12 protein-coding genes are annotated in these 14911 nt (G+C 67.0%); 7 read left to right on the top strand and 5 right to left on the bottom strand.

The window, feature by feature from the left end:
• The first annotated feature begins 4 nt into the window (after window positions 1–4).
• The 5 genes from rnpA (at window position 5) to NMB40_RS18215 (ending at window position 7507) form a co-directional block, all read left to right on the top strand.
• Window positions 5–493, top strand: a complete 489-nt coding sequence (gene rnpA / locus NMB40_RS18235; RefSeq protein ID WP_494359347.1) for a ribonuclease P protein component — start codon at window positions 5–7, stop codon at window positions 491–493.
• On the top strand, window positions 493–2196 hold the full coding sequence (gene yidC, locus NMB40_RS18230; RefSeq protein WP_494359346.1) for a membrane protein insertase YidC: 1704 nt from the start codon (window positions 493–495) through the stop codon (window positions 2194–2196). The genes rnpA and yidC overlap by 1 nt, the downstream gene beginning before the upstream one ends.
• Before the next feature lie 90 nt (window positions 2197–2286).
• A complete protein-coding gene (locus NMB40_RS18225) occupies window positions 2287–4965 on the top strand; it encodes a polysaccharide deacetylase family protein (protein ID WP_494359345.1) in 2679 nt (892 codons plus the stop codon).
• A 3-nt stretch (window positions 4966–4968) separates the two neighbouring features.
• The gene (gene mnmE / locus NMB40_RS18220; protein WP_494359344.1) at window positions 4969–6312 is read left to right on the top strand and encodes a tRNA uridine-5-carboxymethylaminomethyl(34) synthesis GTPase MnmE; all 1344 of its coding nucleotides are present in this window, start codon (window positions 4969–4971) and stop codon (window positions 6310–6312) included.
• Between the two features lie 157 nt (window positions 6313–6469).
• Window positions 6470–7507 (top strand): glycerophosphodiester phosphodiesterase, encoded by a 1038-nt coding sequence (locus NMB40_RS18215; protein ID WP_494361099.1) that lies wholly within the window; start codon window positions 6470–6472, stop codon window positions 7505–7507.
• On the opposite strand, the gene NMB40_RS18210 is transcribed toward NMB40_RS18215, so the two are convergent.
• Both NMB40_RS18210 and NMB40_RS18205 read right to left on the bottom strand, forming a co-directional pair.
• Window positions 7508–8278: a rhomboid family intramembrane serine protease gene (locus NMB40_RS18210; RefSeq protein WP_282243956.1), complete on the bottom strand. Its 771-nt coding sequence runs from the start codon at window positions 8276–8278 to the stop codon at window positions 7508–7510.
• A gap of 99 nt (window positions 8279–8377) precedes the next feature.
• Window positions 8378–9334, bottom strand: coding sequence for a TerC family protein (locus NMB40_RS18205; protein ID WP_494359343.1), 957 nt, complete (start codon window positions 9332–9334; stop codon window positions 8378–8380).
• Window positions 9335–9611: 277 nt separating this feature from the next.
• Here NMB40_RS18205 and NMB40_RS18200 point away from each other — a divergent pair, with 277 nt between their 5' ends.
• Window positions 9612–10784: a class I SAM-dependent rRNA methyltransferase gene (locus NMB40_RS18200; RefSeq protein WP_494359342.1), complete on the top strand. Its 1173-nt coding sequence runs from the start codon at window positions 9612–9614 to the stop codon at window positions 10782–10784.
• A 136-nt stretch (window positions 10785–10920) separates the two neighbouring features.
• Complete coding sequence (locus NMB40_RS18195; RefSeq protein ID WP_494359341.1) at window positions 10921–12156, top strand: dipeptidase; 1236 nt, start codon at window positions 10921–10923, stop codon at window positions 12154–12156.
• 45 nt (window positions 12157–12201) lie between these two features.
• Here the strand turns inward: NMB40_RS18195 and NMB40_RS18190 are convergent, their stop codons facing one another.
• The 3 genes from NMB40_RS18190 to leuE all read right to left on the bottom strand — a co-directional run bounded on the left by NMB40_RS18190 (window position 12202) and on the right by leuE (window position 14907).
• On the bottom strand, window positions 12202–13632 hold the full coding sequence (locus tag NMB40_RS18190; RefSeq protein ID WP_494359340.1) for an amino acid permease: 1431 nt from the start codon (window positions 13630–13632) through the stop codon (window positions 12202–12204).
• Between the two features lie 100 nt (window positions 13633–13732).
• Entirely contained in the window at window positions 13733–14116 is a 384-nt protein-coding gene (locus NMB40_RS18185; protein WP_282243950.1) for a hypothetical protein, read from the bottom strand.
• A 164-nt stretch (window positions 14117–14280) separates the two neighbouring features.
• On the bottom strand, window positions 14281–14907 hold the full coding sequence (gene leuE, locus NMB40_RS18180) for a leucine efflux protein LeuE (protein WP_336618846.1): 627 nt from the start codon (window positions 14905–14907) through the stop codon (window positions 14281–14283).
• Window positions 14908–14911 lie beyond the last annotated feature (4 nt).

Here is a 14911-nt window from a genome sequence, read left to right as displayed (position 1 = left end):
TGCAATGCCGCTTCCCGCGGCAGACGCAATCCTGACTGTGAGCAGTTCCGACCCGCGCAAGCGATTTCCTCGCTCTGCGCGGGTTCGTACGCGTGCCGAATATACAACGGTCTTCAACGGCGCCCGCCGTGTGTCCGAACCGCTGATGACCCTGCACTGGCTGAAGAGCGACACGCCGGCCAGGCTGGGTCTTGCCGTTTCGCGCAAAGTCGATCCCCGAGCCGTGGGTCGCAACCGTATCAAGCGTGTGCTGCGCGATGCCACACGCCACCTACGGCCGTGGATGACTGCCGGCGATTATGTCGTAGCTGCCCGCAGTTCCGCCCGTACCGCAAGTAATTCCGAGATCCGCCAGGCCTTCGAGCGCCTGCTGCGCCGGCTGGGCGCATTGCCCATGCCGGGCGCGGACGGCACAATGCCGCCGCCCGGGGTTGCACCCCTTTCCCAGTCCGAGCCGGCACCTGCTGCCGGCCCCGTCGAGCCTGCACGCTGATGAACCAGACCCGCGTTTTCCTGATTGTTGCCTGGCTGATGGTGGCCATCCTGCTGTGGATGCAGTGGGGTAGCGACAAGGCACAGCCGGCGCCCACCGCCCCGGTGGCCGCCCAGACCCAGGCACCGGTGCCGGGCGTAACGGGCTCCGTGCCCGGTGCCAACGTGCCGCAGGCCCCGGGCAGCGCCCCGGCCACCCAGCCGACCGCGCAGGCCCAGGCCGGCGCGCCGCGCGTGACCGTCACCACCGACGTGCTGCGCCTGGTGCTCGATGGCGGCACCGTGCTGGATGCGGAGCTGCTGCAGTTCCCGCAGACCAAGGACGACGGCAGCCCGCCGGTGCGCCTGCTGACCGAAGACCCGGCCCACCCGTACCGCGCGGTGACCGGCTGGACCAGCCAGGACAAGAGCATGCCGGTGCCGGAAGCCAACGGCTTCACGCTGGTGGGCGATGCCAAGGACTTCGTGCTGGCCAAGGGCCAGAACGAACTGCAGATCCCGTTCGTGTGGAATGGCCCGAACGGCGTGAGTATCCGCCGTACCTTCACCGTCAACCGCAATGAATACGCGGTCAAGGTCAAGGACGAAGTGATCAACGCCGGCACCACCCCGTGGAGCGGCTACGTGTACCGCACCCTGGACCGCACGCCGACGATCCTGTCGCGCAGCATGACCAACCCGGACTCGTTCAGCTTCAACGGCGCGACCTGGCTCGACAAGGACGGCAAGTACCAGCGCCGTGCCTTCAAGGATTACCTGGACGACGGCCCGCTGAACCAGCAGGTCACCGGTGGCTGGGTGGCGATGCTGCAGCACCACTTCTTCACCGCGTGGGTGCCGCAGAAGGACCAGGCCGCGAACTACTCGCTGTCCCAGCATGACGGCCGCGACCAGATCCAGGCCACCGGCCCGGCGTTCACCGTGGCCCCGGGCCAGCAGGTGAGCAGCGAGGCACGCCTGTGGGTGGGCCCGAAGCTGGTCAACCAGATCGCCAAGGAAGATGTGCCGGGCCTGGATCGCGTTGTCGATTACAGCCGCTTCTCGATCATGGCCGTGATCGGCCAGGGCCTGTTCTGGGTGTTGAACCAGGTCCACAAGGTCGTCAACAACTGGGGCTGGGCCATCGTGGGCCTGGTGGTGCTGCTGAAGCTGGTGCTGTATCCGCTGTCGGCGGTGCAGTACAAGAGCGGTGCCAAGATGCGTCGCTTCCAGCCGCGCATCGCGCAGCTCAAGGAGCGCTATGGCGATGACCGCCAGAAGTTCCAGACCGCGATGATGGAGCTGTACAAGAAGGAAAAGATCAATCCGATGGGCGGCTGCCTGCCGATCCTCATCCAGATGCCGATCTTCTTCGCGCTGTACTGGGTGCTGGTGGAATCGGTGGAACTGCGCCAGGCCCCGTGGCTGGGCTGGATCCAGGACCTGACCGCACGCGACCCGTACTTCATCCTGCCGGTGATCAACGTGGCGGTGATGTGGGCCACGCAGAAGCTGACCCCGGCACCGGGCATGGACCCGATGCAGGCCAAGATGATGCAGATGATGCCGCTGATCTTCGGCGTCATGATGGCCTTCATGCCGTCCGGCCTGGTCCTGTACTGGGTGGTCAACGGTGGCCTGGGCCTGCTGCAGCAGTGGTGGATGACCAAGCGCCACGGCGGCGACCCGGTCCCGGCCACCGCGACCCCCGCCAAAAAGAAATAACCCCTGAAAAACCCGCCCTCCGGCGGGTTTTTCTTTGCCGGCGATACAATCGCTTGCATTCACCCACCCGCATCACCCACCGAGCCCTCCATGCCCCGTGCGTCGTCGTTGTTCCGCCTGCCGTCCCTGCTGCTGCTGACCCTGGCCGTTGCCAGCTGCGGCAACAACGACCCCGCCGCCCCGGCAACGCCGACTCCGACGCAGCCCAGCGCGCAGGCCGCGGCATCTGCAGATCCTGCGGCCGCGCCGCTGCTCACCGCCCTGCAGAAGCAGCTCGACGGCCACCGCCGCATCATCGTGCTGCTGGCCGACGAAGCGCAGCAGTCGGCGCGCGACCGTGACACCTCCAGCCGCATCGGCCAGCAGCTGTTCCACGATGGGCTGGACCAGCGCCAGGCCATCGCCACCCAGTTCGATGCGCTGCTGCGCGGCAGCAGCCCGCAGCGCTTCACCACCCTGGGCACGGTGCTGGACTACATCGAATCGGCACCGGAACTGTACGACGCCGATCGCCTGGCGTTCCGCGAAGTGCTGCGCGACCTGCACGAGCGCATCGGCACCGATTCCTCGCTGCCGGCGGTGAAGCTGCACCAGCGCGTGGGCGAGGACCTGGACGCGCTCGATGAAATCGAGCGCAACTACAACCAGGAAATCACCAACATCTTCAGCCGCTTCGACCGCACCCGCGCGATCACCCTCAAGCGCGAAAAGTGGGACGACTACCTCGCCCACCTGCACAAGCAGTACAGCCGCGAGGCGATCCTGCGCGATTACGGCGTGATCGAGCCGTACCCGATGTCGATGAAGGACAGCGATCGCGAGATCTTCGGCCGCGACCTGCCGCCCAAGACGGTGGTGCTCACCTTCGACGATGGCCCGCACAAGGCCTACACCGACGAAGTGGTGGCCATCCTCAAGCGCTACGACGTGCCGGGCGTGTTCTTCGAAGTGGGTCGCAACCTGGGCGAAGTGCATGCCGATGGCAGCGTGAAGCTGGGCCCGATGGCCGGCATCAGCCGCAACCTGATGGAACAGGGCTACGCCGTGGGCAACCACAGCCTGACCCACGCGCAGCTGTCGCGCACCACCGGCGAGGCGCTGCGCCAGCAGGTGCTGGTGACCGACACGCTGCTCAAGGACGTGGACAAGCGCCGCGCGCCGCTGTTCCGCTTCCCCTATGGCGCACGCAACGCCGAAGGCCTGCAGCTGCTCAACGAGGCGGGCCTGAAGTCGATCATGTGGAACATCGATTCGATGGACTGGGCCGACCCGGTGCCCGAATCGATCGTGCAGCGCGTGCTGGGGCAGGTGCAGAAGGAGCAGCGCGGGATCATCCTGTTCCACGACATCCACGACCGCGCGGTGAAGGCGCTGCCGCAGATCCTGGACCGGCTGATTGCCGAGGGCTACCAGTTCGCCGGTTGGAATGGCCGGGAGTTCACCGTGAGCCGCCCACGCAGCGCCGCCGCCAGCGAAGCCACCGTCACCACCGGCTACGAGAAGTCGTGGGCGATCGTGATCGGCATCGACGAGTACGCCAAGTGGCCGCGGCTGGAATACGCCAGCCACGATGCGCAGGCCATCGCCGATACGCTGACCGGGCAGTTCAAGTTCCCGTCCTCGCAGGTGATCGTGCTGAAGGACAAGCAGGCCACCCGCAACAACATCCTGGCCGCGTTCCACGACCGCCTGGCCGATGACCGCACCGGCCGCAACGACCGCGTGTTCGTGTTCTTCGCCGGGCATGGCGCCACGCGCCGGTTGGCGTCGGGCCGCGACCTGGGCTACATCATCCCGGTGGATTCGGACCCCAATGAGTTCGCCACCGATGCCATCGCGATGACCGACATCCAGAACATCGCTGAAAGCATGCAGGCCAAGCACGTGATGTTCGTGATGGATGCCTGCTACAGCGGCCTGGGCCTGACCCGTGGCGGCCCGTCGTCGTCGGCGTTCCTGCGTGAGAACGCCAAGCGCAGCGCGCGGCAGATGCTCACCGCCGGCGGCAGCGACCAGCAGGTCGCCGACAGCGGCCCGAACGGCCATTCGGTGTTCACCTGGGTGCTTCTGCAGGCGCTGGCAGGCAAGGGCGACCTCAATGGCGATGGCCTGATCACCGGCACCGAACTGGCAGCGTACGTGGCCCCGGCGGTATCGGCGGTATCCCGGCAGACCCCGGCGTTCGGCAGCCTGCCCGGTTCGCAGGGCGGCGAGTTCGTGTTCCAGGTGCCCGACAGCCAGGAATACCTCAACGCCGATACCAGCCAGCTCTCGGCCGACGCGATCGCGCTCAACAACCGGGTGGATGCCGCGCAGGACGCCAAGCCGCCCGGCGAGGCGCCGGTGACCGTGGCCGACCTGCAGGGCGGCAAGAGCACGCTGGTGGTGCCGGCGGCCGTGCCGACCTCCGACCGCCAGCGCGCGCAGCAGGCCAACGACCGTGGCCTGCAGCTGTACCGCGAGAAGCGCTATGACGAGGCGGTTGCCCAGTTCACCGAAGCATTGAAGCTGCGCCCGGACTTCGCCCAGGCCGCCAACAACCTCGGCTTCGTCTACTACCGCCAGCAGCGTTACGCTGAAGCGGCGCGCTGGCTGGAAAACACGCTGAAGATCGACCCGTCGCGCGCGGTGGCCCACCTCAACCTGGGCGATGCGTACTTCCACGCCGGCGACAAGACCAAGGCCAAGCTGGCCTACACCACCTACCTGGCGCTGCAGCCGCAGGGCAGCGGCGCTGCCCAGGCCCGCGCGCAGCTGGAGAAGCTCTGAGCCATGAACGCCGCCACCGACACCATCGTTGCCATCGCCACCGCGCCCGGTGCCGGCGGCGTGGGCATGCTGCGCGTGTCAGGCCCGCAGGCGCTGCGCATCGCCGTGGACCTGGGCTGCCCGCCACTGCAGCCGCGGCACGCGCACTACGCGCGCTTCCGCGACGCCGCTGGCGAGGTGCTGGATGACGGCATTGCCTTGTACTTCCCGAATCCGCGCAGCTTCACCGGCGAAGACGTGGTGGAGCTGCAGGGCCACGGCAGCCCGGTGGTGCTGCAGCAGCTGGTCGGTCGCTGCATCGCACTCGGCGCGCGACAGGCGCGGCCCGGCGAGTTCAGCGAGCGCGCCTTCCTCAACGGCAAGCTCGACCTGGCCCAGGCCGAGGCCATCGCCGACCTGATCGCGGCCAGCGATACCCGTGCCGCCCGCGCGGCGCGCCGCTCGCTGGACGGCGTGTTCTCGCGCCGCGTGGACGCGGCCGGCGAGCAGCTGGTGCGCCTGCGCATCCATGTGGAAGCGGCGATCGACTTCGCCGACGAGCCGCTGGATACGCTGGGCGGTGAGCAGGTGCGGCTGGGCCTGGGCGACGTCCTGCGCGCGCTGGTGGCCCTGCGCGACGATGCCGAACGCGGCCGCCGCCTGCGCGATGGCCTGCACGCCGTGCTGGTCGGCCCGCCCAACGCAGGCAAGAGCTCGCTGCTCAATGCGCTGGCCGGCAGCGAACGCGCCATCGTGACCGACATTGCCGGCACCACCCGCGACACCCTGCGAGAGACCATCCGCATTGATGGGCTGGAGCTGACCCTGGTCGACACCGCCGGCCTGCGCGAAGGCGGCGACGCCATCGAACGCGAAGGCATGCGCCGTGCGCGCGCCGAGATGCAGCGCACCGACCTGGCCATCATCGTGCTCGACGCGCGCGACCCGCAGGCCGGCCACGCGGCGGTGGCCGATGCGATTGCCGAGGTGCCGCTGCAACTGTGGATCCACAACAAGAGCGACCTGCTCGAGGCGCTGCCGGCCGACATCGACGCCAACGTGGTGCACGTCTCGGCCGCCACCGGCCAGGGCCTGGACCTGCTGCACACCCGCCTGCGCGAGCTGGCCAGCGGCAGCGCCGGCGACAGCGTGGAGGGTGAGTTCTCCGCCCGCGCCCGCCACGTGGAAGCGATCACCCTGGCCATCGGCCACGCCGAGCGCGCCGAAGCCGAGCTGGTGCACGAACACCTGGAGCTGGCTGCCGAAGAGCTGCGCCTGGCACACGAGGCGCTGGGCGAGATCACCGGGCGGATGAGTGCGGATGACCTGCTGGGGCGGATTTTCTCGAGCTTCTGTATTGGCAAGTAAGGTCTTCTTCCGGCTGTAACACCGCACTGGCAGAATGCGCCACGTCTTATCCGGCCCCGCCGCATCGGCGGGGCGGTACCAACAGGGGTTTGCAGTGTCGAAGTCGTTGTGGGGTTGTGCGTTGCTGTTCTCGCTGGCCGTGGCACCATCGGTGGCCATGAGCGCTGAATCTTCCCCACCCGCGCCGCGCAAGGCGGCGGTGTACGGCCATCGCGGCGCCAGCGCGCTGCTGCCCGAGCACACCCTGGCCGCCTACGCGCAGGCCATCGCCGATGGCGCCGACTACATCGAACCGGACCTGGTGATGACCAAGGACGGCGTACTGGTCTCGCGCCACGAGAACGAGATCAGTGGCACCACCGATGTGGCCACCCATCCCGAGTTCGCCGACCGCAAGACGACCAGGACCATCGATGGCGAACGCATCGAAGGCTGGTTCACCGAAGACTTCACCCTGGCCGAGCTGAAGACGCTGTACGCCCGCGAGCGCCTGCCGCAGCTGCGCAGCACCGCCTTCGATGGCCAGTTCCGCATTGCCACGCTGGACGAGATCGTCACCTTCCTGGTCCAGCAGGCCGGCCGCGCCGGGCGCGGGATTGGCCTGGTGCCGGAGATCAAGCACGGCACCTACTTCAAGGGCATCGGCCTGCCGATGGAAGACCTGCTGGTGAAAACGCTGCAGGCCAACCCCTACACCCGCGTGGCGCCGGTGACGATCCAGTCGTTCGAGGTAGGCAACCTGCGCTACCTGCGCAGCAAGCTCGGCCGCGACAGCAACATCCGCCTGCTGCAGCTGCTGGGTGACCCGAAGCAGCAGCCAGGTGATGTACTGGCCGCCAAGGGCAGCCAGCACTACGCGGACATGATCACGCCGGCCGGGCTGGACCAGATTGCCGGGTATGCCGACGGCATCGGGCCGAGCCTGCGCATGGTGATTCCGCTGGATGCCGCGGGCCGCCTGGGCACGCCGACCACGCTGGTGCGCGATGCGCATGCGGCCGGGTTGCTGGTGGTGCCATATACGTTCCGACCGGAGAATGCCTTCATGGCCGCCGAGTTCCGCAAGGGCGAGCCCAACACGCGCAATCCCGAAGGATCGGTGGCGGAGATGCGCGCCTACCTGGCAACAGGGATCGATGCGTTCTTCACCGATGACCCGGCATTGGGCCGGCGTGCGGTGGACGGGAACAATTGATCAACGTTCGTCGGGCCGACGGAACGGCAACACGACGAAATCCTGCCCTTCGCGCGGCTGCCACAGCACCGGCACGCGGTGCGGGGAGGGCGGTTCGAGGTCGCTGTCGCGCTGTGCGTCCAGCGCGTCCTCGTCTTCCTCTTCCCAGCTGTAACGCTTGCGCGGGGCCATCGGGTCGGACAGGCGGAACAGCAGCGCGCTGATGATGCCGGCGAAGGCGCCGCCCATGTGCGACTGCCAGGACACGCCCGGTTCGTGTGGGAGGATGGTGATGAGCATGCTTCCGTAGAACAGGAAGGCGATCAGGCCGGCGGCAATGGCCGGGCGGTCGCGGCGCAGCAGGCCGAGCACGAACACCAGGAACATCAGGCCGTGGGTGATGCCGCTGGCGCCCAGGTGGCGGCTGCCGATATCGCCCAGCAGCCACGCGCCCAGCCCGGAACCGATCCACAGCAGCGGGAAGGCACGCAGGGTCGCCTTTGGATAGACGCTTCCTGCCAAAGTGCCAAGAATCAATAGAGCAAAACTATTGGCGGCCAGATGCTGGACCGAGCCATGCAGCAGCGGCGCACCGAGGATGCCGAGCAGGCCGTCGCTTTCCAGCGGGGCCACGGCCCAGGGGCGCCAATCGAAGTGGCCCTGCGCGGTGAACACCGCCACCAGCACCAGCACGAAGGCCAGGCTCAGGTTGAACGCCCGCACCACACGGCCACGGTCGTTGCGGGGAGAGGCCGGCGGCTCGCCGGCAGGCAGGGGCAGGTTGGCGTTCATACCCAAAGGGATTGCGTCGCGTCCGCCTGAACACAAGGGCAACGCGACGGGAGACAGAGGTGCCGCCGACGGGACAATCCCGCCGACGGCGATCAGGGGTTACGCGTCGCCGGTCTTCGGCGGGTTCTTCAGGCTCAGCACCACGGTGGCGGCAATGATCAGCGCGACCACGCCCAGCGAGATCGGGGTGGGGATCTTGAAGATGTCGATCAGCATCATCTTGGCGCCGATGAAGGCCAGCACCAGGGCCAGGCCGTACGGAAGCAGGTGGAAGCGGTCGGCCATGCCGGCCAGCAGGAAGAACATGGCGCGCAGACCCAGCACCGCGAACACGTTGGAGGTGAGCACGATGAACGGGTCGGTGGTGATCGCGAAGATGGCCGGGATGCTATCCACCGCGAAGATAACGTCGGTCACGGCAATCAGGATCAGCACCACGAACAGCGGGGTGTACCAGCGCTTGCCGTCGCGCATGACGCTCATGGCATTGCCGGCGTAATCGGGCAGCAGGCGCAGGTGCTTGCGCATCCAGCGCAGGGCCGGGTTGGTCTCCAGGTCAGGCTCCTGGCCAGCCGAGAACCACATCTTCCAGCCGGTGAAGAGCAGGAACGCGCCGAACACGTAGAGCAGCCAATGGAACTTGGTGAGCAGCACGCTGCCGGCGAAGATCATGATCGTACGCAGCACGATCGCACCCAGGATGCCGATGATCAGCACCTTCTGGCGCTGTTCCTCGGGCACGGCGAAGTAACCCATGATCATCAGGAACACGAAGATGTTGTCTACCGCGAGGGCCTTCTCGACCAGGTAACCAGTCAGGAACTCCAGGCCGACCTTGTTGGCCACCACCTGGCCGGCGGTCTCGTTCAGGTAGTACCAGAGGCCACCGTTGAAGGCCAGGGCGAGGGCGACCCAGCCGATCGACCACCACAGGGCCTCCTTGAAGGTCACCTTGTGCGGGCCGCCGTGTCGCATCAGTACCAGATCGACCAGCAGCGCGATGATCACCACCGCGCCGAAGCCGCCCCACAACCACAAATTACCGATCGTCTGCATGAGTTTGTCCGTTGAATGAATGAAATGCCTCAAGCCGGACGGCGAGGATCTGCAACGGAGGATCGGAGGGGATCCGGGGACAGAGCTTCGCCATACGGCGAAGGTCTCGCTCGCAGTCCCACCGGGTGGGACTGCCGTTGCACCGGAGCCTGCGGGCTCGAATTGACGGCGACAACGTCTGGGAGCTACTCCCCTTCTGGGGCCGATTCTGCGGGCTGAATGGGTTGGCGTCAAATCGGCGGCCTGCCGGGCCATGGCGCCCGTCTACAATAGGCAGATGAATACCGTCCCCACTCCCGTTGTCCGCCTTAAAAACGCCTGGCGCTCCAGCCACCCGTGGATCTTCCAGAAACTGGTCGAAAAGCCCGCCGTCCGCCCGAAACCCGGCGCCATCGTCGACGTGGTCGGCGTGGATGGGGAGTGGATTGGGCGTGGCTTCTACAACGGTCATTCGCGCATCGCCGTGCGTATCCTCGAGACCGACCAGCGCGTCCCCGTCGATGCCGGCTGGTTCTCGCGGAAGATCGCCCAGGCGGTGTCGCTGCGCCGTGATGTCCTGAAGCTGGACGCAATTTCCAATGCCTGGCGCGTGGTGCACAGCGAGGGCGACGGCCTGTCCGGCCTGGTGGTGGACCGCTACGGCGACCTGGTGGTGGTGGAGTTCTTCGCCGCCGGCATGTTCCGCCACCGCGAGTGGGTCTACGAGGCGCTGCGCGAGCAGTTCCCGGGCTGCCGCTTCCACAGCTTCGCCGACGAACACGTGCAGAAGCAGGAAAGTTTCGACTTCCACGGCAACACCACCACCGAAGCCTCGGTCATCACCGAGTACGGCGTGAAGTTCCGCGCCGACCCGGCCGGTGCGCACAAGACCGGTTTCTTCGCCGACCAGCGCGAGAACCGCCAGTGGCTGAGCCAGGAAGTGGAAGGCAAGTCGGTGCTGGACCTGTGCTGCAACACTGGTGGCTTTGCGGTGTATGCCGCGGCGCGCGGTGCCTCGGACGTGCTGGGCATCGATATCGATGAAGACGTGATCGCCATCGCCAAGGGCAATGCGCGCCTGAACAACGTGCGCCCGCGCTTCGTGCAGTCCGACATCTTCCCGTGGCTGCGCGACGCGGCCAACCGCGGCGAGCAGTTCGACGTGGTGATCCTGGACCCGGCGAAGATGACCCGCGACCGCGACCAGGTGATCACCGCGCTGAAGAAGTACCTGGACATGAACAAGCTGGCGCTGGGCGTGGTCAAGCCGGGCGGCCTGTTCGCCACGTTCTCGTGCACCGGCCTGGTGGCCGAGGACCAGTTCCTGGACATGCTGCGCCGCGCGGCGTTCTACTCCGGCCGCACCATCCAGATCCTGAAGGTCTCCGGCGCCGGCCCGGATCACCCGTTCATGGCCCACGTGCAGGAATCGCGCTACCTCAAGGCCGTGTTCTGCCGCGTATTGGATTGATTGAGTGCCGGGCTTGGCCCGGCACGCGACACCCGCCGTAGAGCCACGCCCTGCGTGGCTGCGCGGACCGGATCGAAGCCCAGCCACGCAGGGCGTGGCTCTACGACGTAAGACAACCCAAACAAAGAGAGGCGTCATGACGTTGCGCAGTCTGTCCCTGCTGGTGTCACTGGCGTTGTGTGCGCCGCTGTCGGCCCAGGCCATCGAATTCAGCGCGCAGGAGCTTGCGCGCGCTGCCACCCTGCAGAAAAAACTGCTCACCCTCGACAGCCATCTGGACACGCCGGCGAACTTCCACCGCGAAGGCTTCGACATCCAGCAGCGCCACGACCACAACGCGCTGTCGCAGGTGGATCTTCCGCGCATGGTGGACGGCGCACTGGACGGCGGCTTCTGGGCCATCTACACCGACCAGGGCGACCGCAGCCCGGCCGCACACCAGCACGACCGCGATGCGGGCCTGCTGCGATTGATGGAAATCCGCGAGATGCTCGCCGCGCATCCGGATACCTTCGCGCTGGCACTGACCGCCGCCGATGCCGCCCGGATCAAGGCAGCCGGCAAGCGCGTGGTCTACATCAGCATGGAGAACGCCAGCCCGCTGGTCGACGACCCCACGCTGCTCAGCTTCTACCACCAGGCCGGCCTGCGCCTGCTCAGCACGGTGCATTTCGCCAACAACGAGTTCGCCGATTCGGCCACCGACAGCAAGGGCCCCGAATGGAAGGGCCTGAGCCCGGCCGGCAAGGCATTGGTGGACGAGGCGGTGCGTCTTGGCATCGTGATCGACCAGTCGCATGCCTCCGATGCCGTGTTCGACGATCTGATCCAGCGCATGCCGGTGCCGTTCGTGCTGTCGCACAGTTCGGCCAAGGCGATCTACAACCACCCGCGCAACCTGGACGATGTGCGCCTGAGGCAGCTGGCCAAGGCCGGTGGGGTGATCCAGGTGAACGCCTATGGCGGCTACCTGATCGACACCGGCAAGAACGAGGCGCGCAAGCAGGCCGAAGACGCGCTGATGAAGCAGATCGGTGCCGACTACGATGACCTGAGCATGGCCCAGGGCGTGCAGCTGAAGCAGGGTCTGGCGGAGATCGACCAGCGCCTGCCGTTGCGCAAGGCGACCCTGGACGACTTCTTTGCGCACTTCGAGCACATCCTGGCCGTGGTCGGTCCCGAGCATGTGGGCATCGGGCTGGACTGGGACGGCGGCGGTGGCTTGGCCGACCTGCAGGACGTAAGCGATCTACCGAAGATCACCGCGTGGCTGCTGCGCAAGGGCTACACCGAGAAGCAGATCGCGGGGATCTGGGGAGGCAACCTGCTGCGTGTGCTGCAGCAGGCGCAGGATCATGCCAGTAAAAAATGACCGGTCGGGTGCCGGGCAACGCCCGGCACCCCTACCGTCAAGGCCTCAACGGCCGATAAGCGCGTTGCGGCGGCTGTAGAGGAAATACACCGCCAGGCCGATCACGTTCCAGATCAGGAAGTACAGCTGGGTGCTGCTCGGCAGGCTGATGAACAGGTAGATGCAGCCCAGCGCCGCCGCCGGCCCGATGAACCAGGCAATCGGCGTGCGGAAGGTGCGCTTGGCATCCGGTGCACGCTTGCGCATCACCACCAGGCAGATGCCCACGGCAGTGAAGGCCGCCAGCGTGCCGGCATTGGCCAGCGCGGCAATCTCGTCCAGCCGCGCCACGCCGGCCAGGGCCGAGACCACGGCAGCACTGAACAACGTGGTGGCCACCGGGGTACCGGTGCGCTTGTTCACTGCCGACAGGCCGCGCGGCAGCAGGCCATCGCGGCCCATGACGAAGAACACGCGGCTCTGGCCGAACAGGAAGGCCAGCAGCACGGTGGGCAGCGCGATGATCGCCACCACGCCGATGACCGCCGCCGCCTTGGGCTGGCCCAGTTCGCGCATGATCAGGGCCAGCGGTTCGGCGCTGTGGCCGAACACCGCGTAGCTCATTGCGCCAACGGCGGCCAACGCCACCAGCATGTAGATGATGGTGCAGCCGACCATCGAGCCGATGATGCCGATCGACAGGTCACGGCCCGGGTTCTTGGTTTCTTCGGCTGCGGTGGAGATGGCATCGAAGCCGTAGAAGGCGAAGAAGATGATGGCGGCCGCCGCCATCACGCCACGCTCCACGCCATCCGGGCCCAGCGTCTTGGCGAAGCCATGCGGCATGAACGGGTGCAGGTTGGCAGAATCGAATGCGGGCAGCGCCACGGCGACGAACACACCCAGCGCGATGATCTTCAGCACCACCAGGATCGCATTGAGCGTGGCACTCTCCTTGGTGCCCAGCATCAGGCCACCGGCGACCACCCAGGTGATGATCACGGCGGGCAGGTTGAACACGCCGCCTTCCACGTGCGGGCCGGCCGACAGGGCCAACGGCAGCCGCATGTCGATGCCGGTGTTGCCGTGTATCCATTCCAGGAAGCCGACGAAGTAGCCGGACCACCCCACCGCCACCGTACTCACCACCAGGGAGTACTCCAGGATCAGGCTCCAGCCGACCACCCAGGCGAAGATTTCGCCCAACGCGGTGTAGCTGTAGGTGTAGGCACTGCCGGCGGCCGGCATCATGGTGGACAGCTCGGCGTAGGACAGCGCCGCGCAGGCGCAGACCGCGCCGGCAATGGCGAAGGAGATCAGCACCGCCGGGCCGGCGAGATTGGCACCCACGCCGATCAGCGTGTAGATGCCGGTACCCACGATGGCACCGATGCCCATGGCGATCAGGTGCGGCCAGCTCAGGGTGCGGAGGAGGCTCCTGCCGGCTTCATGGACAGTGACGGAATCGAGCGACTTGCGCCGTAGCAGCGATGACATGGAACCTCACAGAGTGACTGGTATCGACAATTTTCCGAGTGTGACCGAACGCGGCGCAGCATTACTACTGCCGGACGTCGTGAATCCCTTGACGATCATTTCAAATAGCCCACGTTGACGAATTTGGCACAACCCGGCTGGCCGCGATCAAGGGGCCCCAGCGCGCCACATCGGCGGCGCCCTGTGGATAGACCACGCAGGTGTCGTCGGGAAGTTTCTTGCAGCGCAGGACCCCCCGTTCATCGAATACCCGCCAGCCGCAGGCGTCGGCCTCGGCTTCGCAGATGCGCCGGCGCAGCCCCAGCAGCAGGCTGGCAGCGCAATCGAAGCGACAACCCCGCAGCTCGATGCGATCCAGCGGCTGCAGGTCCGCCATGATCCGCTGGACCGAGGGGTGGGCCAGGTCGACGCGGTCGGTGCTCAATGCCAGCAGGCGCTCGTCGTGGCCGGCCAGGTGCTGCACGAAGTACACGGGGGTGGTCATCTCGAAGGTGCCTCGCCACGGGTCGGATGCCCGCGATGGCACCGATTGGACACCGGCCGGCGCCCGGGAAGAATTACGCGCTATCGATCGCCGGGGGCCGCTTCGATGACGCGGTCTATCGCTCCAGGCCGGGATCCCAGGCCAAACACCCGCCCCCCAAGCGTTCAGCCACTCAGCCCCAGGCGCACGCCAAACCCGATCAGGAAAACCCCCGCGATGCGCTTCAGTACTACCCCCACACGCGGGTGCTGGATGATCCGACGGCGCAACAGGTTGCCCACCCCGATCAGCACCGAGCAGTACGCCAGGCTGAGCACGAAGATCAGCGTCGCCATGGTCGCGAACGTCACCACGCCCTGGTGCCGCGCCGGGTCGATGAACAGCGGCAGGAACGCCATGTAGAAGATGATCGCCTTGGGGTTCAGCAGGCTGATCAGCACCGCCTGGCGGAAGTAGTGCCCCGGCTGCAGCCGGATGCCGCCGGTGTCACCGCTGGCCGGCGCGGGCCGCAGCAGGCCGATGCCCACCCACACCAGGTAGGCCGCACCGAGGTACTGCACCGCGTGGAACACCAGCGGGTTGGCCTTGAGCAGGGCGGCCACGCCGGCCACCGCCAGCCACATCAGGATCTGGTCGCCCAGCAGCAGCCCGAACAGGGCGGTATAGCCGCCGCGCACGCCACCGCGCCCGGTGGCGGTGAGCAGGGTGAAGGTACCCGGGCCCGGCAGCGCCAGGAACACCAGCACGGCGATGACGAAGGTCCACAGGTCCTGGATGCCCATCCACGGCATGGCG

This window comes from Stenotrophomonas sp. FBCC-B152 (assembly GCF_059134105.1).
Note: the sequence above shows the minus strand (reverse complement) of the source record. Positions and strands in the feature narration are given on the sequence as shown.